This is a genomic window from Streptomyces sp. NBC_01190 (assembly GCF_045039895.1).
Taxonomy (GTDB): Bacteria; Actinomycetota; Actinomycetes; order Streptomycetales; family Streptomycetaceae; genus Actinacidiphila.
The window spans coordinates 7,731,836-7,757,227 of record NZ_CP108580.1 but is presented as its reverse complement, the minus strand read 5'-3'; the positions used below and the strand labels follow the sequence as shown (position 1 = coordinate 7,757,227).

Sequence of the window (25,392 nt, the reverse complement as noted above, 5' to 3'; positions counted from 1 at the left end):
CGTCAGGCCGTCGCCACCGCGAAGATGTGCATGTCACCGCCGGTCGTGGTGGCCGGCAGGGTGACACTCGCGAGCTGCTTGCCCGCTTGCAGCGCGATGGGCGCCGTCGCGAAGACGTCGGTGCCCACCGGATCGGTCGTGCCGTCCAGTACGTCGCGGTAGGTGGTGTGCACCGCCACGACGTTGTCGAAGGAGGGCTGCGCCGAGCCGCCGCCCAGCGTCCAGTCGCTGAAGCCGATCTGGGCCTGCTGGGTCGTGCCGTCGGTGTAGGTGAGGGTCACCGCGCCACTGGTGTCGCCGAAGGCGGCGCTGCCGAGCAGACTGAGCTCGGTGTGGCCCGCCGAACTCGCGGAGACGTCGAGCACCTGGTCACCGCCGCCGACCACGATGTTGTCGGGGGCGCCGGGGGTCACCTGGGGCCAGGCGAAGTCGAATCCGGCCGCGGAGACCGTACCGCCGGGGGTCACTCCCGCGTCGGCGAGCGCCTTGGCGGAGTAGCTCCAGCCGCCGCCGTCGAAGTCGGCCGTCGGGTTCGCGTCGTCGGCCGAGATGCCCGCGTTGTTGACGTACCAGCTCACACTGCCCCGCACTCCGACCGTCACCGATAGCCAGGTGGTGGGCACCGTGCCGCCGTGGGCCGAGGTGAGCGTGAACGGGATGGCGTAGACACCGGATTTGGTGCCGGCCGCGACGGAGACGGTGAGCTTCGCGGTGGTCGCGCCCTCCTTCGGCACGGTGACGTCGCCGGCCGCGGGCTTCAGGGTGATGCCGGCCGGCGGGGCCGCGGTCCAGTGCACGCGGACCTTCTTGTCCTGGAGCGTGGAGAGGCTGAGCGCGGTGTCGGCCGAGCCGCCGGTCTCGATCTTGACGTGGTTCGGGTCGGTCGCGGCGAAGAAGGGGACCTCTCCGTCGCGGAAGGAGGGCGGCGCGTCCTTGGGAGAGCTGCCCCACGCGGTGTTCGGGGTGGCGCCCAGGGTGTAGTCGAGGGTGCCGCCACGGGTGACGAAGGAGGCGGGGACCCACGGCTTGTCCGACGTCTTGCCGTTCGTCCGCAGGCCGCGCACATAGAGGTTCTGCGCGGAGGCCTGGGGCGCGTTGACGGTGATGGTGCGGCCCAGCCCGGTGTGCACCACCGCGTGCGGGAAGAGCGGCGCGGTGAGCACGAGGTCGGCGCGGCTGGGGACCTGGGGGTACATGCCCAGGGCGGAGAAGACGTACCAGGACGACATGGTGCCGGCGTCGTCGTTGCCGGGGATCCCGCCGGGGGTGTCGGTCCACAGGCCGGCCACTTCGGCGCGGACCGTCTCCTGCGTCTTGTAGGGGGCGCCCAAGTAGTCGTAGAGGTAGGGGGCGTTGATGTCGGGTTCGTTGGTGGGGTCGTAACGCGTCTGGTCGTCGGCCGAGAGGTCGAATGCGCCGTCCGGGGTGCGGAAGAAGGCGTCGAGGCGGGCGATGGCCGCCTTGTCGCCGCCCATCGCCTGCGCCAGGCCGGCCACGTCGGAGTAGACCATCCAGGTGTAGCGGGCGCTGCTGCCCTCGACGAAGCCGTTCCCGGTGTCGGGGGTGAAGGTCGTGCCGGCCCAGGAGCCGTCCGCCTCGCGGTCGCGCATGTAGCCGCCCTGGGCGGTGGCGTCGGGGTCGAAGACCTTGCTCCAACTGCCGCTGCGATCGGCGAACTTCCGCTGGTCCGCGTGGTCTCCGACGCTGCCCGCCAGTTCGGAGATGCCGAAGTCGGCGGCGGCGTCCTCCAGTGTCTCGGCCGCGCCGCCCCAGCAGTGGCAGTTGTCCGAGGGGACGTAGCCCAGCTTGAGGTACTGGTCGAGCGCCGGGCGCTGGCCCACGCATTCGACGTTGCAGCCGGCGCTGTCGGAGTCGTTCGCGGTGGGCACGGTGGCGGCCTTCACCAGCGAGGCGAGCGCGCCCTTGACGTCGAAGTCCTTGCCGCCGAAGGCGTAGATGCCGGCCAGCGCGGCGTCCGAGGGGTCACCGGACATGATGCTGGTCTTGCCGTTCTCCAGCAGCCACCGGTCCCATTCGCCGCCGCGCTGCTGGGCGTAGTTGTAGAGGGATTGGGCGTAGTCGCTGCCGATCCGCGGCTGGAGCAGGGTCAGGAGCTGCACCTGGGCGCGGTACTGGTCCCAGCCGGAGAAGGTGCCGTACTGCGCGTGCTGCCCCTTCGCCAGCTTGTGGGTGAGACGATCGCCGCCGAGGTACTGGCCGTTGACGTCGCTGGTGAGGGTGGGCTCCAGCATCGAGTGGTAGAGCGCGGTGTAGAAGGTGCTCAACTGGTCGGCGGCGCCGCCGGAGACCTGGATCTTGCGCAGATCGGCGTCCCATGCCGCGGTGGCCTGCGCGTGGACGTCCGCGAAGCTCTCGTGCGGCGGGTTCTCGGCGCGGAGGTTCGCCTCGGCGCCCGCCGGGCTCACATAGGAGATCGCCACCTTGGCCTGCACCTTGGCGGTGCCCGGCGCGAAGGTGACATAGGCGCCGGAGCCCTTGCCCGACACCGGGTTCCCGTTGGCGTCGTAGCCGGTACCGCCGGAGGCGGCGGTGGCGCCCGCGGTGAGCGCCGCGTCCTTCCAGGTGCCGACCTTGGCGAAGGGCTGGTCGAAGTGGGCGGTGAAGTAGAGGGTGTAGACGTCGTGCCGGTTGTTGGCGCTCTGCGGGCCGCAGAAGTTGCCCGCGCTGACCGAGCCGGTCACCGTCCGGGCCGCGGCGTCCACGCTCACGGTGGCGGCGGTGCTGCCGCTCTCGGAGTTGGACGTCCGGAAGAGCATGCTGGCCGGCTTGTCGGCCGGGAAGCCGAACTCGCCGGTCCCGGTACGTGCGGTCGTGGTGAGTTCGGCGCTGGCGCCGCTGTCCAGCCCGACCTTGTAGTAGCCGGCCTTGGCGGTCTCGTTGGCGTGCGAGAACGTGGCGGCGTAGGTGGCGTCCTTGGTGTCGGCGCTGGGCGAGGAGGTCACATCGCCGACGTACGGCAGGATCGGGATGTCGCCGTTGGCCCCGGAGCAGCCCACCCCGTTGAGATGGGTGAGGCTGAAGCCGCGGATCTTCGTCGCGTCGTAGCGGTAGCCGCCGGGCGCCGGGGTCGAGAACTGGTCGCCGGTCGAGTTCTGCGGGCTCCACGCCAGCATGCCGAACGGCACGACGGCGCCGGGGTAGGTGTTCCCGGCGTTCGAGGTGCCGATGAGGGGGTTGACGTACGTGACCGGGTCGCCGGTCGCACCGGCCGGCGCGGCCGTCGCGGTTCCGGCGCCGAGGCCGCCGGCCATGAGGGCGGCCACCGCGGTGACCACCGCCGCGACCACGCCTCGGCGGCTGCCGGACCTGCGGCTCGTCCGGTCCATGGATCTGTCGTGCACCATTCCTGCCCTTCGGGGGTGCGGAGGCAGACCGAACCCGGGGGAAGAGGTCGTCACCCGGGGTGAGTTGCGTCGGTCCGACAACGTTGTCAAAGGATCAACAAGAGATGTTCCTCTCGGGGCCGGAAAGGTGTCAAGGGTCGGCGGAGGATAAGGAGGGTTGGAAGACGCCGAGGACGACCGGGGAAGACCGGGGAAGCCCGATGTTGTAAGGGAAGTACGGGGAGTACGGGGAGCTGCCTGGGGCTTGGTCCGGTCGGCCGCCCCGCGACCCCCGGGTCCGGGCGCGGGGCGGCCGATCGGGCGGACCGTCAGTCGGCCGTCAGCCGGACGCAGGTGTCGGCGGGCACCGGTCCTTGGTCCGGCGGGCCGCTGGACAGCGGCACCCGGTGGCCGGTCGGCAGGGCGACCGGCCCGGGTCCGGAATTCACCAGGCAGCGGAAGCCGTCCTCGCGGGCGAAGGCGAGCCTGTCGGCGGTGGTGGGCGGCCGGACACCGGAGGCGAGGTCCGAGCCGGCACCTGACGGGATGTCGTAGCCCGCCCGGGCTCGGCCGCCCAGTCGACGACGGGCTCGTGCCGCGGGGTCAGACGTCGGTGCGCACCAGCCGCCAGGCCGCCCCCACCAGTGCCAGCGCGGCCCACCCGGCGAACACGGCCAGCCCTTCCACCGGGCTCAGCAGCCCGGGGCCGTGCTGGAGGGCGAAGATCGCGGAACCCGCGTTGCCCGGCAGGTAGGGGCTCATGTCGTCGCAGACATTGCTCGGCAGCACCTCGATCAGCACCGGCAGCAGCATCAGACCGACCACCAGCGTGGCGATACCGCCGGCGATGGACCGGATGAGCGCGCCGAGCGCCACCCCGACGACGCCGACCAGGGCGAAGTAGCCGCCGGCGCCGAACAGGCAGCGCAGCACGCCGGGTGCGGACAGGTCCGTCGCGATGCGGGTGCCGGCCAGCGGATGCCGTCCGCCGAGGAAGGAGAGGAACACCGCCGCCGTGGCCAGCACCAGCACCACCACCGCGTAGACCACCGTCTTCGACCACAGCATCGGCAGTCTGCGCGGCACCGCGGTCAGCGTGGAGCGGATCATCCCGGTGGAGTACTCGCCGGCGGTGAGCAGCACCCCGAGGACGCCGATGGCGAGTTGTGCCAGCCCCTGGCCGCCCAGCGCCACCCCCACCGCGTCGGTGGGGCGGCTGGGGCCGAGATGCCGGGTGCCGGGGTCGGAGCTGTAGTGGACGGCGGACAGGACGCCGAGTCCGATCAGGAAGAGCAGCGCGAGGCCGAGGGTGATCCAGGTGGAGCGCAGGGCCCAGAACTTGGCCCACTCCGCGCGCAGCACCCGTGGGCCGGTGACCCGGTAGGCGGGCCGGGCCGTCAGCTCGGGCGGGGTCTCCAGGACGGCTTGGCCGCTCACACCGGGCTCCTCGCGGGGTGGGCCGGCGAACCGGCGGTGTGGGGTGCGCCGGGATCGCTGTGGTACTCCACCGACTCGCCGGTGAGCGCCATGAACGCCTCCTCGAGCGAGGCGGCCTGCGGGACCAGCGCGTAGACGGCGATGCCCAGGTCGGCGGCGGTCTGGCCGATCTCGCGGGCGGTCCGGCCGGCCACGGTGAGCTCCTCGGCGCCGGGCTCGCCGGTCACGGTGACCTCGGGGCCGGCGATCGCGGCGCGCAGCCGGGCCGGTTCCGAGCAGGCCACGGTGACCGTGCCCCGGCCGCTCTCCGCGATGAACCCCTCGACCGTGGTGTCGGCGAGCAACCGCCCCCTGCCGATGACGACGAGCTGACTCGCGGTCAGCGCCACCTCGGCCATCAGGTGCGAGGAGACCAGCACCGTACGGCCCTGCGCCGCCAGCCCCGTGAGCAGATGGCGGATCCACCGCACACCTTCGGGGTCCAGGCCGTTGACCGGCTCGTCGAGCATGATCGTCTCGGGGTCGCCGAGCAGCGCGGCGGCCACCCCGAGCCGCTGGCTCATGCCGAGTGAGAAGCTGCCGGCGCGCTTGCGGGCGACACTGGTGAGGCCGGCCAGTTCGATGACCTCCTCGACCCGGCGCCGCGGGATGCCGTGGGTGAGGGCGAGCGCGCGCAGATGGCCGTACGCGGTACGGCCCGGGTGCACGGACTTCGCCTCCAGCAGGGTGCCGACCTCCTGGAGCGGGGCGCGGTGCTCGGCGTAGCGCCGGCCGTTCACGGTCACCGTGCCGCTGGTCGGCGCGTCCAGACCGACGATCATGCGCATCGTGGTGGACTTCCCGGCGCCGTTGGGTCCCAGGAAGCCGGTGACCGCTCCCGGCTTGACGGTGAAATCGAGGCCGTCGACGGCGATCCTGGCGCCGTAGCGCTTCACGAGCTGGCGTACTTCGATCATGGACCGGCCCTCCGAGTCGCCCTAGCCCCGCACCGACGGCGGTCTTGCCGATGTCCACGCTAAGGCCCGCCGGGCGTGCTGTCCTCGCGGGCGACCCCGTACTTCGCCGCTGGTCAGCGGCCGGTTCGGTCATTCGGGTGAGGCCGCGGGCCGGTCGGCGGTCAGCCGTCCGGGGAGGGTGCGGGGAGCCCGCGCGGGACCCGTACCGCGGGCGAGGCGGGAAGGTGGTTCTCACCGGTCGCGCGGGGGCTGTTAAATGGCGCTTGATCTGTGGGCCGACGGGGGGCATGTGGTGAAGCGGTACGGACGGGTGACAGGCGGGGCGCGGATACCGGGGACGGTCCCGGCGCGGTTGATCGGGGTCGCGGCCGCGTCGGCGCTGGCGCTGGCACTCACCGGCTGCGGCTCGTCCGCGGGCGACGACGCGAAGGCCTCGACGGTGTCGGCGTCGGCGCCCGGGGCCACCGTCCCCGGCTCCGCCACCACCGCCCCGTCGGTCACCCCCTCGGCCGCCGCCACGACGCCCGCCGCGCCGGTCGCCGGGGACTACGACCCCGCGCGTGACGCGGCGGCCGACATCGCGGCGGCCCGCACCGCCTCGGCGAAGGACGGCCGGCCCGTGCTGATCGACTTCGGCGCGAACTGGTGCCCGGACTGCGTGGTGCTCGGGAAGACCTTCACCCGTCCTTCGACGGCGGCGCTGCTCGGCAAGTACCACCTGGTCCGGGTGGACGTCGGCGAGTTCGACCACAATCTGCGACTGACCGCGGGCTATGTGAACCTCCAGACCAGCGGTATCCCGGCGCTGGCCGTGGTGGACGCGAAGGGCCACCTCGATGTGGCGACGGACCAGGGCGAGTTCGCGAACGCGCGCAGCATGCCGGAGTCCCAGGTCGACGACTTCCTGAAGAAGTGGGTGTGAGCGGACCCCGGCCGCGCCACCGGTCCGCCCGGCCCGCGAGCCGGGATCCACGCACCGGCCCACGCCCGGACCATCGCCAACGACCCGTGTCGCGTTGGTTGTTGGCAGCGGCGCTGCTCTGCGCGGCCGTGGCGGCCACGGGGTGCGGCCGGCCCACCGCCGCTCCGGCTCGGACCAGCGCCTCCTTCGCCGACGGCGGAGTCTTCGTGACCGTCACGCTGGAGAGGTCCACCGCGCACACCGTGGCGGTGACCGCGACACTGAAGCCGCAGCAGCCCGGTTTCCACCTCTACAGCCTGACCCTTCCCGACCAGGGCGTGGCCGGCCTCGGCATCCCGACCCGGCTCGCGGTGGCGCCGCCGCTCAGCCCCGTCGGCGCGGTCACTGCCTCCGACCGGCCGTACGGCCTGCGGCTCGACGGTCTCGACGTGACGCTGCCGGTCTATCCGGACGGTCCGGTCACCCTCCACCTCACCACCCGGCTCGCCGCCACCGACGACTCAGCGCCCGCCCGGCTGCGGGTCACCTACGGCGCGTGCTCCCCCGCCCGTTGTCTGGCACCCGTGCGGGAGCACCCGGTCACCCTCGCCGTCCCGCAGATCTGACCGGCGCGCCGCACCGGCGAGGACCCGGCACCGCTACGGCACCGCGACGTGGCGGTCCCCGCCGGGAACGCCCGGCGGGGACCGCCACCTTCGCCCGGTGCCGGGCCGGTCGGTCAGCTCCTGGCCACCGTCCGGGGCACGTTGTAGCCCTCGACCCGCACCGCTGGACGGCCGGAGGTGAGCGCCTCGGCGGGCCAGGAGAGCGTCACGGTCCGCGACTCACCCGGCAGCAGCCATACGTAGTTGTCGCTGTAGAGCGTCGGCAGCACCCGGTCGCCGCTGCGGTCGTCCAGCAGCGAGAGCCGGACCATCGCCGCGACCGCCGAGCCGCGGTTCTCCACCTTCGTGGTGAGGGTGCGCCGCTCCCCCGACCCGGTCACCTTTCCCGCGGTGGCCGAAACCCGCACCGGCTTGGCGCTGTTGAGCGCCTTCATGTCGGCCGCGTCGCGGTAGCGCCAGTAGGTGTTCTCCGACAGCACCCGGCCCCGGCTGTCCGCCAGGCTCAGCCGCAGCAGGTGGAAGTCCGGCAGATCATCGGTGAAGGCCGCGGCGAACGCCTGCGTGGTGGCCGACGAGGCGACGTCCAGCGTGGTCGTGCGGGTGGCGCCGAGCCGGCGTCCGCCGAGATCGAACACGCGGGCCGTCACGGTCGCGCCCTTGAGCGCCGCCGAGGTGTGGTTGACCGCGATGACCTGCCACTTGTCGGGGTCCGCCTGGACGTGGACGGCCTCGCAGCCCTTGCGCGCCCCGTAGTAGGTCCCGTTGACGTCGAAGTCGTAGTCGTAGGTCTGCCACACCGTGCTGTGCCACGCGGGGTGGGACATCCACAGCATCAGCCCGCTGGCGTCCTGCCACAGATTGGCGTTCCACGCCTCGAACATGGCCCGGGCGTTCTCGTAGTTGACGAACTGCGCCTTGCGGGTGAAGTCGTCGAGTCCGGTGGCGGTGTCGAGGCGGGTCTCGATGGCCGCCTGGTAGTTCTGCGGCGCCTGGTTACCGCGGGTGCTCCAGTCGTGGTAGTACCACGCGCCGCCGATCGGCCACTCCGGCTGGTCGCCGACCATGTGGCGGGTGCTCTCCGCGGTGGAGACGACCGGCATGCCGATCTCGGTGTGGAAGCCGAAGCTGCCGCTGCCGTATGTGGCGGGCGCGTAGTAACGCTCCGGCTCGACCCAGCCGTAGGGGCCGCCGCCGGTGATGATGCCGCCGGCCGAGTTGTTCTGGTAGAGCACGCCGGGCGCCTGCGACTCGACCGCGGTGCGCATACCGGTGTCGATGGCGGCCGGCGGGTTGCCCTCGTTGGCCCCGCACCACACCACCACACAGGGGTGGATGCGGTAGCGCAGCACGGTGTCGGCGGCCAGGTCGTTGTAGGCCTGGTGGTCCGGCGGGTCCATCGCCCAGGCGTTGGGGAAGTCGTTCCACACCAGGATGCCGAACTCGTCGCAACTGGCGAAGAACTCCTCCCGGTCGCTGGAGGCGACCCAGTTGCGGATCATCGTGAAGTTCATGTCGCGGTGCATCCGCACCGCCGCGTCCATCCGGGCGGCGGGCATCCGGCGCAGCAGTTCGTCCCAGCCCCAGTTGCCGCCGCGGCAGAAGACCCGGACGCCGTTCACACTGATCTTCAGCGGTTCGGGCGCGTTGTCGACGCTGGCGACGTCCGTCCAGGTCCTGCCGTCGTCCGACACCTGGATGACATAGGTCTTCGGGTAGGCGGCCTCCCAGACGATGACGACCCGGTCGAAGGTCACCGAGGAGCCCAGGTCGACCTGGATCCACTGGTTGTCGAGGTAGTCGGAGGACCAGCGGGAGTTGGGGTTGCCGTCGGTGGCGTTGGCCGCCACGTTGCCGGGGTCCTCGGTCGAGGCGGTGACCGCCTTGTGCAGCGCCAGGTCGGTGCCGGGCGAGGCGCTGTCGATGACCGACAGGGTCCACAGCGAGTTGCCCCAGCTCGTGGCACGCGCGCCGCCGCTGATCCGTACGTAGCGGGCGGTACGGGCGGTGAAGTCCTCGGTCTGGAGGCTGGCGTCACCGCCGTTGAACGGCAGTGGCACCGCGGTGTTGTCCACGGACTTCACATCGGTCCACGCGGAGCCGTCGGTGGAGACCTGCACCACGTACGTCTGCGCGTACGCCTGCTCCCACACCAGGTCGACCCGGTCGAAGGAGACCGCGGAGCCCAGGTCGACGGCGATCCACTGGTCGTCGTCGAAGGAGGAGGACCAACGGGTCGCGTCGTTGCCGTCGGTGACGTTGCCGGGCTGGTCGGCCGGGTCGTCCACCGACGAGGACGTGGCCGTCTTGTGCAGCGCCAGGTCGGTGCTCGGCGCGGCGCTGTCGAACACCGACAGGGTCCACAGCGACGAGCCCCAGCCGGTGGCGCGGGTGAGACACCTGACCCGTACGTGCTGGGCCAGTTGCGGGCCGACGTCGAGGCTCTGGGTGTAGGCGTCGCCGCCCGCGGTGAAGGGCAGCGGGGTGTCGTACTCGTAGCCGAACTGGCGGATACCGAAGCGGGTGGTGCGCCGGTCGCTCCGCGCGCCGCCGACGGACGCGGTCAGCGTCAGCTCGTGCAGATCGGGGGCGCCGTAGCCGTTGGGCCACCACAGCTTGGGGTTGCGCACCCGCAGGCCGCTGAAGGCGGTGGGGGCGAAGACCACGTCGACGCTCTGGCCGGCCGGCACGGTGACCGTCCGCGACACCCGTACGTCGTCGAAGGAGGCGTCGACCGTCACCTTCTGGTCGGCGGTGTCGGCGTTGCGCACCGGGACGGTGATGGTCAGTTCGGCGCTGCCGGTGTCGGGCAGGTTCGGCAGCTTGGTGTCGACCCGGGGGTCGCCGATGACCGCGTGGCCGGTCGAGCGGAGCCGGACGTGGTTCCAGATGCCGCTGACGCGGTCGCGCACGGCCGGCATCCAGTCCCAGCCGGACGAGGCCAGGTAGGTCGGCGAGTTGCGGTTCATCATGGTGGCGCCGGCGTCCACGAAGGACAGCCCCTCCGGGCCCTTGTCGCCGGGGCTGCCGGGGAAGGGCATCGGGGTGATCTTCACCGCCAGCGCCTGCTCGCCGTGGGCGGCGAGCAGCTTGGTCACGTCGTGGGCGGACCGGGCGAAGGGGTAGGTCATGGTGCCGGCCTGCTGCCCGTTGAGCCAGATGTCCGCCTGGTGGTTGACGCCGTCGAACTCCAGCCAGACGTGCCGGCCGGCGCCGGTGGGCAGATCGTGCGGCAGCTCGAAGCCACGGCGGTACCACCAGGAGTGCCGGGAGAGCGCCTCGGGGACGCGCAGATTGTTCAGACCTGACACCGGGTCGGGCAGGTGGCCCTGGTCCACCAGCGAGGTCAGTACGGTGCCGGGCACGGTGGCGGGCAGCCATGAGCTGGTGTCCACGGCGGTACGGGAGAGGTCCGCGCCCTCGCCGCCGGCCCAGTCGTCCATGGTGAGCGTCCAGCCCGACTCCAGCGGGACCGTGCCGTCGGCGGCGACCCGCAGCTCGGGCGCCTGGTGGTCGTGGGTGCCCCAGTCGGTCCAGCCGGTGGCGGCGGGCCGGTGCCCGGCAGCCGTGCCGAACACCTCGAAGCCGTTGAGCCCCAGCGGATTGGCGTTCGACCGCTTGCGCACGGTCAGCCGCACCCAGCGCGCGACGACCGGCGTGGCGAGCGGGATGTCCACGACGCCGCCGGTCCCGGAGGTGGTCCGGTAGACGCTGGTCCAGGAGTGGCCGTCCCGGGAGGTCTCGACCACGAAGTCGACCGCGCAGCTCGACAGGATCTCCTGGCCGGTGGTGCTGTCCCGCGGATTGCCGCTGGTCGAGGGGGTGAAGACCGGGTCGTTGACGGTGGCCTCGAAGGTGAGCCGGACGGAGTCCACCGAGCAGTCCGCCTGGAGGTCGACGGATATCCACTGCGGGTCGCCGTCGGCGGCGCGCCACCCGGTGCCGCGCACACCGACCGTGCCCACCTTGTCCACGGCGAACTCGCCCGGCGTGGGCGCGTAGTCCGTGGAGGAGACCGAGACCGGTCGGTAGGAGGCGAGTTCACCGCGCGCGGCGGGCCCACCCGCTCCCTTGCCCGATTCGGCCGCGAAGCTGGTTCCCGGCAGCGCGACGCCGAGGCCGAAGCCGGCGAGCAGGGTCGAACCGGTGGCGACGACCGATCGGCGGGACGGGTGTGACGACTGATTCGACATGTGCAATGGGTCCAATCCCAGGTGAGCCGACGGAGCAAGTGGCTCGGCGCGGGGCGCGGAGTTCGCCTGACAACGTTGCCAAAGGCTGTAATCCCCGTCGGCTTCTTGTCAAGACCTGTCGCGGTGACCGTTGCGAAAGGGGCTGCCGACTCCGGACGAACCGGATGTTTCACCCCGACACTCCGGACGAATGACACATGAGGCTCCGGGCCTTGACGAACCGTCGCGAGCGACGGTTGACTTCGCTGAGACGTCGCGGTCCCGTGGGCCCCGCGCGGCCTCGCGGGGCCCAGCCGCCGTCTCGGCCCCGCGCCGCGCCCCCGGGACCTTCGGCGATCCCGCCGGCCACCGCCAGCCGGGGTGATGACGGCGGGCGCCCGCGGTGACGGTCCGTCACCTACGAGCACATGCGAGCCGCGCGGTGCCAGCGCCCGCGGGCACCCGGTCGCGACGGGCAAATGGCCGCGAACCTTCACCGGTACGAGTGCACCGCGCCCCGTGGTGGGCGGTGCGAGCCGGCCGCGGCGTTCCGGACGGCCAGGGTGTCGCGGAGGCGCCCGCGTGCGAGTGGGCACGGTGCGCAGCACCCGCTGATACCCGTTCCGCCTCGTCACCCCGAAGGGCTGGCCCATGCCGAGCAAGACCCGTGTGTCCCGCCGGCGGCTCCTCGCCGTCTGCGCGCTGCTGACCCTGACCGGCTGCTCCGACTCGGGCGGCGGCTCGGGCGCGAGCTCCACCGCCTCCGCGAATGTCTCTTCGAGCGCCTCGGCGGCGGGCAGCAGCGGCAGCGCCCACCCGGCGACCATCATCATCCAGAACTTCGCCTTCAAGCCCGCCAAGATGACGGTGGCGCCGGGCACGAAGGTCACCGTGATGAACAAGGACTCGACCACCCACACGCTGACCGCCATCACGGGCAAGGCCTGGAACACCGGCGACATCGCCGCCGGCAAGAAGAAGACCTTCACCGCGCCGAAGAAGACCGGGAAGTTCGACTACATGTGCACCATCCACCCGTTCATGAAGGGCACCCTGACGGTCAAGTGACACCCAACAGATCCCGTCACGCGAAGGAATCCGCCACGCCCTCGGCCTGGCGCCGCCCGGCCGGCGTCCACCTGCTGTACTTCGCGATCCGCGCGGTCGCGGCGGCGGGCCTGGCGGTGGACGCGTATGTCCACGCGTCGCTCGCCCCGCAGTACGACCTGGTCTCCGCGGACATCAGCGAGGGCGACCTCTTCCGTCTCGAGGCGGGCTTCGCCGCGCTCGCCGCGCTGCTCCTCCTGGTCTGGCGCCGCCCGATCACCGCGGCCTTCGGCTGGCTGGTCGCCGCCGGCGGCCTCGCGCTCCTGCTCATCTACCGGTACGACAACGTCGGCGCGTGGGGCCCCTTCCCCAACCTGTACGAGCCCATCTGGAGCAACGACAAGGTGGTGGCGGTCGTCGCCCAGGCGGTCACCATCGTGGCGACCACCGTCCTGCTGGTCATCGAGCCGCACCCGCGGCTGCGCCGCCGGCGCCCTCCGCGGGTCCACTGAGCTTCTTCCTTTGTCCGCCTTTGTCCACCGCGCGCCACGGAGCGGGCGGCCGGCCGCGGGCGCACGACCACGCCGGGTCGAGCTCATCAGCTCGATCGCGAGACTCCGCGAGCCCGGCTGACCGTGCCACGGGTCCGGCGGCCGGCTTCCGTCGTCCGCCGCCGCGGCCCGTTTCCGTCCTCAGGCGGCGGTCCGCCGGCCGGGCGCTCGACCACGGTCTCCGCCGATGTCAGGCACCGAGGAAATGGATGCCCGGCGGCGGGTGCATGAGGAAGTCGTGGTGGGAGATGTTCCAGGCGTAGGCGCCCGCGAGGCCGAAGACCACCCTGTCCCCCGCGCGCAGCCCCGGTGCCGCGACGTGCCGGGCGAGGACGTCCTTGGGGGTGCAGAGCTGCCCGGCGAGGGTGACCGATCGGCCCTCGACGGCGGGGCGGGGCCAGGGATGGGGCCACTCCTCGACCGGGAGGACGACGCGGGGCTGGTCGTGGCCCTTCGCCGCCGGGGTGCGCAGATGGTGGGTACCGCCCCGGACGATCGCGAAGTCCTCGCCGTGGCTGTGCTTCACATCGATCACCTCGGTGGCGTACCAGCCGCAGTACGCGGTCAGCGCCCGGCCCGGCTCGATCCGCAGCAGCGGTCCCGGATGGGCGGCGAGGACAGGGGCGAGGCCGACGCCGTAGGCCGCCCAGTCGAACCGGGCGGTGGGGTCGGCGTAGTCGACGTCCATGCCGCCGCCCACGTTCACCTCACGCAGGGTGAGGCCGTGCCGGGCGGCGAGCGCCGCCGCCCACTCCACCACGCGGGCCGCGACGGCGACCAGCCGAGGCGCCGGCAGGCCGCTGGCCAAGTGGGCGTGCACACCGAGCAGTTCCAGGCGCGGGCTGCTTGCGCCGGTGAGGCGGCGCACCACCGCGTCGGCGCGGGCGGGGTCGAGTCCGAAGGGGGTCGGCCGGCCGCCCATGGCCAGCGCACCCGGCTCCAGCAGCCCGCCGGCCACGGTCAGGTTGAAGCGGAGCAGCACCCCGACCGGCCCGGTGGCCGCGGGGGCCGACGCCGCCAGGTGCGCCAGCACCCGCAGTTCGTGCTCGCTCTCCACATGGAAGCGCCGCACCCCGCGGCCGAGGGCGGCGGCGATCTCCGCCGGGGTCTTCCCCGGGCCGCCGAAGGCCAGCGGACGGCCGGGCGACACGGCTGCGACATGGGCGAGTTCGCCGCCGGAGGACACCTCGTAGCCGTCGACGAAGGGGGCGAGGGCGGTCAGGATCCGCGGCTCCGGGTTGGCCTTGGCCGCGTAGTACAGCTCGACCCGTTCGGGCAGCGCGGAGCGGACGAAGGCGGCGTGCTGGGCGAGAGCGGTCAGGTCGTAGAGATAGGCCGGCAGTTCGGCGGCCGGCAGCGAGAGGGCCAGATCCCTTACGGCGGCGGTGGGGGCCGTCATCGCGCCGCCCGGCAGTCGGGCAGGGCGCCGGCCGGCAGCACGTCCCCGGCGAGCGGCGAGGGCAGCCGGATGTAGCCCGCCTCCCGGTCGGCGGCGCGCTGCCAGCGGGTGGTCAGGTTGGCCTTGGCGGGGAGCGGGGCGCCGGCCAGCAGGGCGTCCAGCGGGGGCCGGCGGCCGTGCCGGTCCGCGTGGGCCCGCAGGGTGCGGCGGACCTCGGCCCACAGGGCGGGCTCGGCCGCCGGGTGCAGATCGGCGAGGGCGGCGAGCATCTCGGCGACGTTGTTGACCAGCAGGCAGTAGACGAGCCGGTCCCAGCCGCGCTCGGCGTCATAGGTGAGCGGCTCCGCGACCGCCGTGGGCAGCGCGGCGAGGGCGGCGGCGTGGTGTTCGGGGAGCAGCTTGGCTCCCTCCAGGTCGCGGAAGAGGATCCGGACCGGGCGGCCTTCGGCGTCGACGCAGACCAGCACGTTCTGCAGGTGGGGTTCGAGCACCAGCCCGTGGTCGAAGTAGGCGGCCAGCACCGGCGGCACGAGCAGCGCCAGATACCGCCGCCACCAGCGCAGCGCCGCCGGGAGGTCCGCGCCGGCCAGCAGGGCGGAGATGTGGCCCGGGCCGGTCGGGTACTCGTCGGCGACCGCGGCGGCGAGCAGGGCGGTCGCGCCCGTCGGCAGCCGCTCGGCGAGTCCTTCTCTGACGATCACGCCGAAGCCCTCGATCAGGGCCGGATCCGGCCGCCCGTCGGGTCCCGGCAGGCCCAGGGTGCGGTAGGCCGGCTCGCGCAGCAGGTCGCTTCCCGGGAAGCGGACCGCCAGGTCGGCGAGGGCGGGGCCGAGCAGCCGGGTGAGGGCGACAGCGCCGGACAGCTCGTAGCTGGCGTTCTTGCGCACGCAGTTGGTGATGCGGACATTCAGGCTGAACTTGAGGAAGGCCGCCCCGTCGTAGAGGGTGCGGACGGACGCGGTGGCGGCGAAGGGGACGCCGCCCGGTCCCAGGTCCAGCACGTCGCCCCGGCGCAGCGCGGCCCGCAGCGCGGGGTGCCGGTGCAGGAGGCGGTACTGCCAGGGGTGCGCGGGCAGCAGCCGGTAGCCGGCCGGTACCGGCGCCAGCCGGTCCAGCGGCTCGGTCGCGCCGGCCGCCGCGCTCTCCTCGACCACCAGCGGCTCCCGTACGGCGAGCAGGCGCAGCGGGAAACCGGCCGCGGCCTCGGGGGCGTACGCGGCCCAGGTGGTGGCGTCGCCGCTGCGGGCCTTGGGGGTGGGGTGGAAGCGGTGGCCGTAGACCAGCGACCGCTCCGAGGCGAGATAGCCGGCGTGCGGGTCGCCGGGGGCCGCCACCGGGCGGGGCACGGTGAGGGCGGCGGCGACCCCGCGGTGGCTCGCGGCGACCTGGTCGAGGAACTCGTCGTTGGGCACGCCGGTTCCGGCGGTCAGCTCGGTGTGGGTGAGGTCGGCGAGGCGGCGCCAGCCGATCGCGGTCCAGCCGTCCGCGGCGCACTCGGCCACCGGCCCGGTGAAGCGGTGCGCCCCCAGCAGGGAGGTGCGGCGCAGGGCCACCCGCAGTCCGACTCCGGTCCGGGGCAGTCGCATCAGCAGATGTCCGTCGATGACGGCGGTGCGGTGCTCGGGGCCCGACACCTCGCGCAGCAGGCAGTTGAGCAGGGTGTGGGCCACCGCGAGGTCGGCGGTGGGCAGTTCACCGCGGCCGGCCGGGCCGTCGCTGTCGCGGCGGCCGGCTCGGCCGGTGACCGAAGGCAGCGTCATCCGTGCCTCCGCGGGAGGTAGTTGGGGCCGGTGGTGTAGTGCTTGTTGATGTCGGACGCTCCTGAGCGTGTCTTGGTGAGCAGCGTGCCCGCGGTCACCATCGCCTTGACCGGCAGGCGCGGGGCGTCCAGCACCGCGGCGCGCAGGACGGCGCCGGGCTGTCCCGGCCGGTCCCCGAGCCGCCGGAAGGACGCGTCGAGCCGGTCGCGTACGAGGTCGAGCGACCGGTCGAGCGGGGCCCGGCCGTGCCGGGCGAGGGCGAAGGCGAAGGCTCCCGCGCACAGGTGGACGGTGATGGTGGTGAAGAGGTCGAGCACCGGCCGGTCGTTGTCGACGAAGGTGCGCGGATCGTCGAACTCCCCGGGCTCCGGCGCGTCCGCGCCGAGCCGGTCGAGCAGCCGGACGCGGTTGATCCGCGGCCCGTCGTCGTCCTTGAGCAGCAGCCGGACCCGGGTACGGCCCGCGTGCTCGTCCAGCAGCAGCGAGATGTTCTGCTGATGGGATTCGAGGGCGATGCCGTAGCCGAACAGGGTGGTCTGCCAGTCGAGCAGTGGGGTGAGCACGGCGTCGAGGAGGGCGACCGGGTCGCCGCTGAACCAGCGGTCGGCGAGGTGGTCGATGACGAGGCGGCCGTCGGGGGCGCGGCCGAGCAGCGCCGCCAGCGGGAGGACGGCGCAGTCCTCCAGGCCGTGCGGATAGCGGCGTACCAGGACGGCGAGGAGTTCATGGCCCGCGTGGGCGTAGCGCGTCTCGTCGGCGTGCAGGATCCGGCCGCGGAAGCGGGGTTCGCGGGCGGTCACGGTCTCCAGCAGGCGCTGCGCGGCGGCGCCGTCGGTGAGCGTGCCGGGTTTGACGGTCCGCCGGTTGAGCAGGCCGAGGCTCGAGGTGGCCAGCGGCAGTTTGAGGTGCACGTGGGGAGAGCGGACGAGGGCGACGGTCCGCATCGACAGGGTCGGCGCGACCTCCACCCGCTGCCGGTCGGCGAGCACCGCCCGGGCCGCGGGACCGGTGGCGCGCAGGGCCTGCCGCAGCGCTTCGTCCGCGGTCAACGGGTGGACGGGGAGGGCCAGATGGCTGCCGTCGAGGGCGGGCAGTCCGAGGTCGGCAAGGGTCGGCCAGCGGGCGTCGAGCCGCTCTCCTCCGGTGCCTCGCACCGTGACCGCGTCGCGGGGCAGCGCCAGCCAGCGGAGGGCGAAGCGCGGGGCGAACTCCGGTGCGTAGCGCGGCAGTCGGTCGAGCGGCACACCGGGGCGCGCGGCGCCGGTCGGATAGAGGGGGTGGCCGGCGCGCGCGGCGAGGGTGTCGAAGGCGAGCGCCCCCGACAGGCCCCGCCAGTCCGCGAGTTCGCCGCCGTGCCGCGCTTCGAGCACGGTGGTCACCTCGGCCGCGGTGGCCGCCTGAAGCCGTAAGGTGGCGAGCGCGTCCTGGTACTCGCGGGTGAGGGCGGCGAAACCGGCGCGGTCCTCGGCCGCCGCGAGTTCGCCGAGCGCGGCCAGGATCTCGGCGGCGCCGGTGAGTCTGCGACCGTGCGGGGCTGTGCGCAGAAGGGGCAGCCGGGCCGCGTACTCGCTCTGGAACCCGTCCGCCCGGACCGGCAGCAGCAGCGCCGTCCCGTCGCTCGCGCCGGGCACCCTCAGCCACCGGCCGTCCGCGCGCTCCTCGACCGTGCCGCGGCTGCGCAGGCCCACCGCGTCCTCGCGCAGCAGGGCGCTGAGCAGGCGCAGCAGCAGTTCCTCCGCGGCGGTTCCGGCGGCGGGACCGGTCTCCGTCATGGGGTGATCTCCCAGCGGGCGCCGGCGAGGAAGCCGGTGACGGCCCGGTCCACGGCGTCCTGGTCGGGTCCGATCGCCCGCACCACGCCGAGCAGATCGCGGTTGGTGTGGTGGAGCGGGTGGCTTTCGCCGGTACGGCGCAGCGGACGGTAGGTCAACCGCACCTGGTCGACGGTCAGTTCGGCGGGTTCGGGGGCGGCGGTGAGGGTGCCGGCGCGGCGCGCGCAGGGGTAGTCGAGCCGGGCCGCCCAGCCCCTGCGCGCGCCCAGGTCGGCCGGCAGGGACTCCCCCAGGTGCACCCGCAGGATGAGCTCGAAGAGCGGCACCTCCAGCAGGTCGGCCAGCAGCAGATCGCACTGGTCGCCGATGGCGCGGTAGTTGACCTCGATGATGCGGGCGCGCCCCTCGTGCACCACGAACTCGGTGTGGCAGGCCCCGAAGCCGACGCCGAGCGCGTCCAGTTGGGCCAGCACCTGGTCGACGGCCGCCACCGGGTGGGCCGGGACGAAGGTCAGCCGCTCCTCCACGAAGTAGGGCGGCGGGGACAGCCGGGTGCGGAATCCGCCGAGCACCTGGCGGCTCCGGCCGTCGCCGAGCGTCTCCAGGGTGCGCAGTTCGCCGGGCAGGTACTCCTCGACGACCAGCGCGGCCCCGGGGCGGCGGCCCTGGATCTCCTGGCAGCGCCGTACCAGGTCGGCCGGGCCGTCGACCCGTACCACGTCCTCGCTCGCCACCCCCTCGCGCGGCTTGACCACACAGGGGTACGGCACGTCCGTGCCCGCCGGCGCGGCGGCCGGGTCCTGACCCGCGGCCAGTTCCCTCGACCAGACGTGGTCCAGGCCGGCCGCGGCGAGCCGGCGGCGCGTCTCCGCCTTGTCCTTGGTGCGCAGCGCGGCCTGCCAGCTCTTGCCGGGCAGACCGAGGTACTCGGCGGCCAGCGCGGCCGGCGTCTGGAGGTGGTCGCTGTTGGTGAAGAGCGCGCCGGGCGGCCGGTGGCCGGCGATCCGGGTGATGACGGCCCGGAAGTCGCGTACGTCGCACTCCAGCACCTCGACATCGGTGTCCGCGCCGTAGACGGCGTGGTGGGCGGCGGGCTGGTCGGTGAGGAGAGTGACGTCCAGGCCGAGCCCGCGGGCCGCGGGCAGGAAACCCTCGGTGACCGAGTCGGTCGGGTTCAGGGCCAGCAGGTACAGCAGCATGACATGTTCACTTCCGAGCACGGAGCCGTCGGGCCGGCCGTCGCGGGGCGGCGGCCGGCCGGGAATGCGATGAGACTAGGTTAGGCATGCCTAAGCCTGTCAATTCTTCTCGGCGTGCCCTCGGTTGGCCGCCATGGCCTCTGGCATGATGAGGTGAGCCTTACCTCATTTCGGTGATCTCGGTGGTCGTCCCCGGCCGCCGCGATCGCCCTCGGCCGCGCCCGGATCCCCCCGGGTCCGGCCCCTTTTCGAACCAGCCGAACCAGCCGCACCAGCAGAACCGGCCCGCATCACCCTTTCGCACCAGCCGCATCACCCGTGTGCACCATCCGATTCACCCCTTCGAGCCACTCAGACCAGCGGCGTTGAGGAGTACCCGTGTCCCCCTGGGCAGACCCGTCGACCCGTCCCGCCCCCGGCCGCACCGTGCTGCCCGCCTCGACGTACCTGCGGCTGACGGCCCTGTGCCCCGCGCTGGCGGTCGATGTGCTCGCCCCCGGCACCCCGGTCGGCGCGGGCTGGGCGGACGGAGCGGCGCTGGCGGCAGACGCCGGGGTCCTGGACCGCCGGCTCGAACAGGAGGCGGCGCGGGTCCGGGAGCTGTACGGGCGGGCGGCGCGGGCCGACGTCGTCGCGACCCGGGTGTTGCACGACTATCTCTGGTCCGTCTGCCTGCTGATGAGCGGTCCGTGGTATCTCGATCGGCGGGTGCCGCTGATCGCGCCGGGCGATGTCCGGATCGAGTTGGCGACCGGGCGGCTCGCCGTCGTGCCCGGCAGTTTCGACTGCCTCGGCGACGACCCGGCGGCCGGGGTGCCCGGCGTGCGCGGGCCGGCTCAGGAGGAGGCCCTGCGGGGCGGGCTGCGGTCGGCGGTGGCCGAGCATGTCCGGCCGCTGCTGACCGCGCTCGGCCCGCGCGTGCGGCGCGGCCCGCGGGCGCTGTGGGGCATGGTCGGCGATGACCTGGTGGCCGGGATCTGGCACCTCGGCGCCGCCCTGGGCGAGGAGTGGCAGGCCGTGCGGCTGGCCGGCGAACTGCTGCCGGGACCGGTGCCGCCGTTTCCCGGCGGCGCGGACTTCAGGCCGCTGACGGACCGTACGGGACGGGCCGGCCGCGCGGACCGCGGCGGCTGCGCTGACCGCGGCGGCCTTGTCAGCGCGGCCGGTTGTGCCGGTTGTGCCGGCTGTGCCGGTTGTGCACAGCCGACCCGGACCCGGCTCGGCTGCTGCCTGCACTACACGATTCAGCCGGCGGAGACCTGCGGCACCTGCCCGCGGCTCCGCGACGCCGACCGGCTGTCGCTCATCGCCACCGAGGCGGCCTCGGCATCCGCAACCTCCGAGAGGTCCGAGACGTCCGAGGGATCAGCCGGATTCGCCGAGCCCGCCATCACCGCCTGAGCCGTTGGACCCCGGTACCCGGCAAGCCCCGGGCCCGTGTTGACCCGGGCACGCGGCCGGCCGACCGCCCGTCCGCCGGACCGGTCCACCCGCCGGGGACACGGCGCCCGGACCGCACTCCCGGGCACCGTGCCCGGCGCGATCAGCCGGTGGCCGGCCGGTAGGTGTAGACGGTGGTGGCCACCGCGCACACGCTCGGCGAGACGATCTCCACCCGGAGCAGCCGGGCGGCCGGGTCGTAGTCGACGCCCTCGGTCTCGAAGCTACCGGTGCAGATGCTCGACCGCGGCACCTGGAAGAGCGTGCTGACCCGGCCGGTGACCGCCGTGCCGTCGAGCGCGTGCGCCAGGTCGACCTGGAGGACGTCCTTGGCGGCGTCGTCCGAGGCGCACACCAGCCGGGTGGCCGACACGAAGTCGCAGCCCTGGACGTCCTGGACGCTCCGGTCGAGGGTGATCGGGGCGGCCTGCGCGAGGGCGCCGCCGGTCGCCGGAGTGCTCGGGTTGGTCAGCGGGGCCGGGAAGACCTGGAGGCGGTCCACGGTGTTCCACTCCCCCGCCACCAGCCATTGGGCGTCGGGGGACACGGTCGCGAAGGAGTTGTTGAGCAGCTCGCCGGCGTCCAGCGGATGGGTGTAGTCGTAGGTCTGCCCGGCCGGTGTGGTGACCTCGAACAGCTTGGATGTGGCGCTGTCGCCGCCCTGGTAGGCGTCGAAGACGTAGCCGCCGGCGATGTCCGGGTCGCCGACGTGGTTCCAGCCGGTGACCCGCAGGCGCAGCGGAATCGAGCCGAGTCCCCGGGTCAGCAGTGAGCCGTCCGCCCGGCTGGCGATCCCCTCGCCGCCGGTGAGCGAGCTGACCGAGGAGGTGCCGGTTCCCACCCAGCCACTGGGGGAATCGGCGTGTGCGGTGGCGGTGCCGAGCGCGGTCAGCGCGGCGGCGGCGAGCAGCAGCGCGGCGGCGCGGCGGCCCAGTGCGGTTGCGGTCAACGGAACCCCCAAGACGGGTGGGTGGACCGCCCCCACACGGGCGGCGGCCCCGGGCGTCAGCGAATCTAACGGCGGCCTGCCCCGGTCCACTACGGCTCGTACGCCAACTCGGCCTGAACTCTGCGCTGTTGGCGCGCGGCGACCCGGGTCACCCGGGTCACCGACACGGCGCACGGCGTCACCGCGACCTGCGCCCGGTCCGGGCGGACCCGGTCCGTTCCGCCCGCCGGCCGCGGCTCGCCCAGGCGCGGCGGCCGGCGGCGCCCGGCGGCGGCCGGCGAGAATAATCGAGTGGCCGGATGTGATCCGGTGCGTAGGGTGCGGGGATGGCCGACACCTTCCACCCGCCCGCCGACAAGAACATCACCAGCCCGGCCCGGTTCCTGGCCTGGCTGGTGACGAGTCAGCCCTGGCGGGTCGCCGCCGGCGCCGGGCTCGGCAGCCTGTGGATGGTCGGACTGGCGGTGCCGCCCTACCTGTTGTCCCGCGCGATCGACGGGGGGCTGCGGACCAGGGACACCGGCACGCTGGTGGGGTGGACGGCGGCGCTGCTGGCGATGGGCACGTTCAACGCGGTCGTGGCCATGGCCCGCCACCGGACGATGACGAAGGTCCGGATGGACGCGTCGTTCCGTACCGTACGGGCCGTGATGCGGCAGGCCACCGCGCTCGGGGACACCCTGCGGCGCCGGCTGACCACGGGCGAGGTCGTCGCCATCGGGGTGGGCGATGTGCAGACGATCGCCCAGTCCATGACGGTCGTCGGCCCGGGCGTGGGCGCCGTCGTCTGCTACGGCGTGGTGGCCGCGCTGCTGCTGTCGATCTCGCCGCTGCTGGCCGGCATCGTGCTGGCGGGCGTGCCGCTGCTGGTCGGCACGGTCGGGCCGTTGCAGCGGCGGCTGCGCGACGCCGACAGCGGATACCGCGACCGGCAGGGCGCGTTGACGGTGATGCTGGTCGACGTGGTGAGCGGGCTGCGGGTCCTCAACGGTCTCGGCGGCAAGGACGTCTACGCGGCCCGCTACCGGGACCTTTCCGGGCAGGTGCGCGACCAGGGCTACCGGGTGGGCGCCGTGACCAGTTGGGTCGGCGCGCTCTCCGGCGGCCTGCCGGCGCTCTTCCTGGCCCTGGTGACCTGGCCGGCCGCCCGGATGGCGGCCCAGGGCTCCATCGGCATCGGCGACCTGGTGGCCGTCTACGGCTACGCGGCGGTGCTCGTCGTCCCGGTCGCCTTCCTCGTGATGAGCGGTTCCGAGGTCGCCCGGGCGCTGGTCTCCGCCCGGCGGGTCACGGACTTTCTGGGCCTCCGGCACCACCATCCGGAGCCTGGCGGCATGGTGGCGGCGCCGCCGGGTCCCGCGGCGCTGCACGACCCCGTCTCCGGCGTGCGGGTCCGGCCCGGCGCCTTCACCGCACTGGCGGGCGGCCGGCCGCGCGACGGCGCCGAAGTGGTCGAGCGGCTGGGCCGTTTCGCCCGCTCGGACGCCGAGTGGGGCGGTGTCCCACTGGGTTCGATCGCACCGGACCGGTTCCGGGCACGCGTCCTGGTCGCCGACAACGACGCCGTCCTCTTCAGCGGGACGCTCCGCGAGGTGGTGGCCGGCCGGTATCCGGTGGACGACGACGCCGTACGGACCGCGATCCGCGCCGCCGCGGCCACCGACATCGTCCAGGCGCTGCCGGCCGGGCTCCACTCGGAGGTGACGGCCGGCGGCCGCAACCTCTCCGGCGGCCAGTGCCAACGGCTGCGGCTGGCACGGGCGGTGTACGCGCGGCCGGAGATCCTGCTCGCCGTCGAGCCGACCTCCGCGGTGGACACCCACACCGAGGCCGCGATGGCGGCCGGGCTGCGGACCGCCCGCGCCGGTCTGACCACCCTGGTCACCAGCGTCTCGCCGCTCGTGCTCGAACAGGCCGACACCGTGCTGCACCTGGTGGACGGCGCGGTCGCGGCGAGCGGCACCCACCACGAACTGCTGCGGACCGAGCCCGGTTACCGCGCCCTGGTCTCCCGCGCCGCCGAGCGGGAGGAACCGCCGTCGGCGGCCGAAGAGGAGGTGGCCGGATGACCACGCCGCTGCCCGTCGCCGGCACCGCCCACCTGCGCCACGCCGTGCGGGCCGAACTCGTCGGCGAGAAGGGCTCGTTGGCCGGAATATTGCTGCTCAACGCGCTCGCGGCCGGCGCCGGCCTGGTCGGCCCCTGGCTGCTCGGCACCATGGTCGACACCCTCAAGGCGTCCACCGGCGCCGCCGCCGTCGCCACGGTGGACCGGCTCGCGCTGATCGTCATCGGCGCCACCCTGGCCCAGATCGTGCTCGCGCGCTACGCGCTCCTGCTCGGCGCGCGGTTCGGCGAGCGGACCGCAGCCCGGATCCGCGAGCGGTTCCTCGACCGCGCCCTCGGGCTGTCCCCGAGCGTCGTCGAGCGGGCGCCGACCGGCGATCTGGCGGTGCGCGGGACCACGGACGTCGACACGGTCGCCAGCACCCTGCGCGACGCCGCGCCCGAGGTCTTCATCGCGGCGGCGCAGTCGCTGTTCATCATCGGCGCCGTCCTGGTCCTCAATCCGCTGCTCGGCGTGTGCGGGCTGACCTGCCTGGCCGCCGTCGGGGTCGCGCTGCGCTGGTACCTGCGCCGGGCCAGGAGCGCCTATCTCGCCGAGGGCGCGGCCAACTCCGTGCTGGCGGAGGTGCTGGCCGCGACCGCGACCGGCGCCAGGACCGTCGAGGCGCTGAAGTTGCGGCCGCACCGGCTGGCGGTCTCCGAGGCGGCGATCGCCGAGGCCCGCGTGACGCGGCTGCGGACCCTCTGGCTGCGCTCGGTCTTCTACCCGGCGGTCGACTTCTCCTACGTCCTGCCGGTCGTCGGCGTCCTGCTCGTCGGTGGCGCGCTCTACGACCGCGGGGCCGCCGACCTCGGCGCGGTGGTCGCCGCCGCGGTGTATCTGCGCCAGCTCATCGGACCGCTGGACACCGTGCTGATCTGGATCGAACAGCTCCAGAGCAGCGCCGCGTCCTACGCCCGGGTGGAGGGCCTGGCGGCCGTTCCGGCGGCCGGTCCGCCCACCGGCGCCGTGCCGGCCGACGACCGGATCGAGGCCGTCGGCGTCACCTACGCCTACCCGCCGCACGGTGATGTGCTGCACGGGGTCGATCTCGACGTGCGCCCGGGTGAACGGCTCGCCGTCGTGGGCCCCTCGGGCGCCGGCAAGTCCACCCTCGGCCGGCTGCTGGCCGGTGTGGACCGGCCGGGCGGCGGCTCGGTGCTGGTCGGCGGGGTGCCGGTGGCGGACCTGCCGCCGGACCGGATGCGCCGGCACATCGCCCTGATCACCCAGGAACACCACGTCTTCCACGACACCCTGCGGAACAACCTGCTGATCGCCAGGCCCGCCGCGGGCGACGCCCGGCTGCGTACCGCGCTGGCGGCGGTCCACGCGACCTGGCTCGACGATCTGCCGTACGGCCTGGACACCGAGTTGGGCGGCGACGGCCACCTGCTGGACGGGCCGCAGGCCCAGCAGCTCTCGCTCGCCCGGGTGATCCTGGCCGACCCGCACACGGTGATCCTCGACGAGGCGACCGCCCTGCTCGACCCGACCGCGGCCCGGACCACCGAGCGCGCCCTGGCGTCGGCGCTGCGCGGACGTACCGTCATCGCGATCGCCCACCGGCTCCAGACCGCACACGACGCGGACCGGATCGCCGTCATGGCGGCCGGCGTCCTCACCGAACTCGGCACCCACGACGCGCTGGTGGCCGCCGACGGCGGCTACGCCGCGCTCTGGCGCTCCTGGCACGGCGAGTGACGCGAGCGGCCCGGGCGACGCCGCGGCGCGG

16 protein-coding genes are annotated in these 25,392 nt (G+C 73.7%); 7 read left to right on the top strand and 9 right to left on the bottom strand.

Annotated features, from left to right (window positions below; genetic code table 11):
* Window positions 1-2: 2 nt before the first annotated feature.
* The 3 genes from OG519_RS32460 to OG519_RS32450 form a co-directional block, all read right to left on the bottom strand.
* Window positions 3-3,347: a GH92 family glycosyl hydrolase gene (locus OG519_RS32460; RefSeq protein ID WP_405591659.1), complete on the bottom strand. Its 3,345-nt coding sequence runs from the start codon at window positions 3,345-3,347 to the stop codon at window positions 3-5.
* Between the two features lie 600 nt (window positions 3,348-3,947).
* Window positions 3,948-4,781: an ABC transporter permease gene (locus OG519_RS32455; RefSeq protein WP_405591656.1), complete on the bottom strand. Its 834-nt coding sequence runs from the start codon at window positions 4,779-4,781 to the stop codon at window positions 3,948-3,950.
* Entirely contained in the window at window positions 4,778-5,737 is a 960-nt protein-coding gene (locus OG519_RS32450) for an ABC transporter ATP-binding protein (RefSeq protein ID WP_405591653.1), read from the bottom strand. Before OG519_RS32450 ends, OG519_RS32455 begins: the two co-directional genes overlap by 4 nt.
* A gap of 256 nt (window positions 5,738-5,993) precedes the next feature.
* On the opposite strand from OG519_RS32450, the gene OG519_RS32445 reads away from it, so the two are divergent.
* Both OG519_RS32445 and OG519_RS32440 read left to right on the top strand, forming a co-directional pair.
* Window positions 5,994-6,659: a thioredoxin family protein gene (locus OG519_RS32445; RefSeq protein WP_405591650.1), complete on the top strand. Its 666-nt coding sequence runs from the start codon at window positions 5,994-5,996 to the stop codon at window positions 6,657-6,659.
* 101 nt (window positions 6,660-6,760) lie between these two features.
* Entirely contained in the window at window positions 6,761-7,264 is a 504-nt protein-coding gene (locus tag OG519_RS32440; RefSeq protein ID WP_405591647.1) for a hypothetical protein, read from the top strand.
* Window positions 7,265-7,377: 113 nt separating this feature from the next.
* On the opposite strand, the gene OG519_RS32435 is transcribed toward OG519_RS32440, so the two are convergent.
* Window positions 7,378-11,454 (bottom strand): discoidin domain-containing protein, encoded by a 4,077-nt coding sequence (locus OG519_RS32435; protein WP_405591645.1) that lies wholly within the window; start codon window positions 11,452-11,454, stop codon window positions 7,378-7,380.
* Between the two features lie 630 nt (window positions 11,455-12,084).
* On the opposite strand from OG519_RS32435, the gene OG519_RS32430 reads away from it, so the two are divergent.
* Together OG519_RS32430 and OG519_RS32425 are read left to right on the top strand one after the other, a co-directional pair.
* Window positions 12,085-12,501 carry a cupredoxin domain-containing protein gene (locus tag OG519_RS32430; protein ID WP_405591642.1) on the top strand — a complete coding sequence of 139 codons (417 nt, stop codon included), beginning with the start codon at window positions 12,085-12,087 and terminating at the stop codon, window positions 12,499-12,501.
* On the top strand, window positions 12,498-12,992 hold the full coding sequence (locus tag OG519_RS32425) for a hypothetical protein (protein WP_405591639.1): 495 nt from the start codon (window positions 12,498-12,500) through the stop codon (window positions 12,990-12,992). The genes OG519_RS32430 and OG519_RS32425 overlap by 4 nt, the downstream gene beginning before the upstream one ends.
* Before the next feature lie 229 nt (window positions 12,993-13,221).
* On the opposite strand, the gene OG519_RS32420 is transcribed toward OG519_RS32425, so the two are convergent.
* From OG519_RS32420 to OG519_RS32405, 4 genes are read right to left on the bottom strand one after another with little or no spacing between them, the layout of a single operon-like run.
* Entirely contained in the window at window positions 13,222-14,430 is a 1,209-nt protein-coding gene (locus OG519_RS32420) for a type III PLP-dependent enzyme (RefSeq protein WP_405591637.1), read from the bottom strand.
* On the bottom strand, window positions 14,427-16,190 hold the full coding sequence (locus OG519_RS32415; protein ID WP_405591634.1) for an IucA/IucC family protein: 1,764 nt from the start codon (window positions 16,188-16,190) through the stop codon (window positions 14,427-14,429). Before OG519_RS32415 ends, OG519_RS32420 begins: the two co-directional genes overlap by 4 nt.
* On the bottom strand, window positions 16,187-17,962 hold the full coding sequence (locus OG519_RS32410) for an IucA/IucC family protein (RefSeq protein ID WP_405591631.1): 1,776 nt from the start codon (window positions 17,960-17,962) through the stop codon (window positions 16,187-16,189). The genes OG519_RS32415 and OG519_RS32410 overlap by 4 nt, the downstream gene beginning before the upstream one ends.
* Window positions 17,959-19,161 (bottom strand): acetyl-CoA carboxylase biotin carboxylase subunit family protein, encoded by a 1,203-nt coding sequence (locus OG519_RS32405; RefSeq protein ID WP_405591628.1) that lies wholly within the window; start codon window positions 19,159-19,161, stop codon window positions 17,959-17,961. Before OG519_RS32405 ends, OG519_RS32410 begins: the two co-directional genes overlap by 4 nt.
* Window positions 19,162-19,539: 378 nt before the next feature.
* Here OG519_RS32405 and OG519_RS32400 point away from each other — a divergent pair, with 378 nt between their 5' ends.
* Entirely contained in the window at window positions 19,540-20,562 is a 1,023-nt protein-coding gene (locus tag OG519_RS32400; RefSeq protein ID WP_405591626.1) for a (2Fe-2S)-binding protein, read from the top strand.
* Window positions 20,563-20,704: 142 nt separating this feature from the next.
* Here the strand turns inward: OG519_RS32400 and OG519_RS32395 are convergent, their stop codons facing one another.
* Window positions 20,705-21,550 carry a hypothetical protein gene (locus OG519_RS32395; protein WP_405591623.1) on the bottom strand — a complete coding sequence of 282 codons (846 nt, stop codon included), beginning with the start codon at window positions 21,548-21,550 and terminating at the stop codon, window positions 20,705-20,707.
* A gap of 326 nt (window positions 21,551-21,876) precedes the next feature.
* On the opposite strand from OG519_RS32395, the gene OG519_RS32390 reads away from it, so the two are divergent.
* Entirely contained in the window at window positions 21,877-23,619 is a 1,743-nt protein-coding gene (locus tag OG519_RS32390; protein WP_405591620.1) for an ABC transporter transmembrane domain-containing protein, read from the top strand.
* The gene (locus tag OG519_RS32385) at window positions 23,616-25,361 is read left to right on the top strand and encodes an ABC transporter ATP-binding protein (protein ID WP_405591618.1); all 1,746 of its coding nucleotides are present in this window, start codon (window positions 23,616-23,618) and stop codon (window positions 25,359-25,361) included. The genes OG519_RS32390 and OG519_RS32385 overlap by 4 nt, the downstream gene beginning before the upstream one ends.
* The last annotated feature ends 31 nt before the right edge of the window (window positions 25,362-25,392 follow it).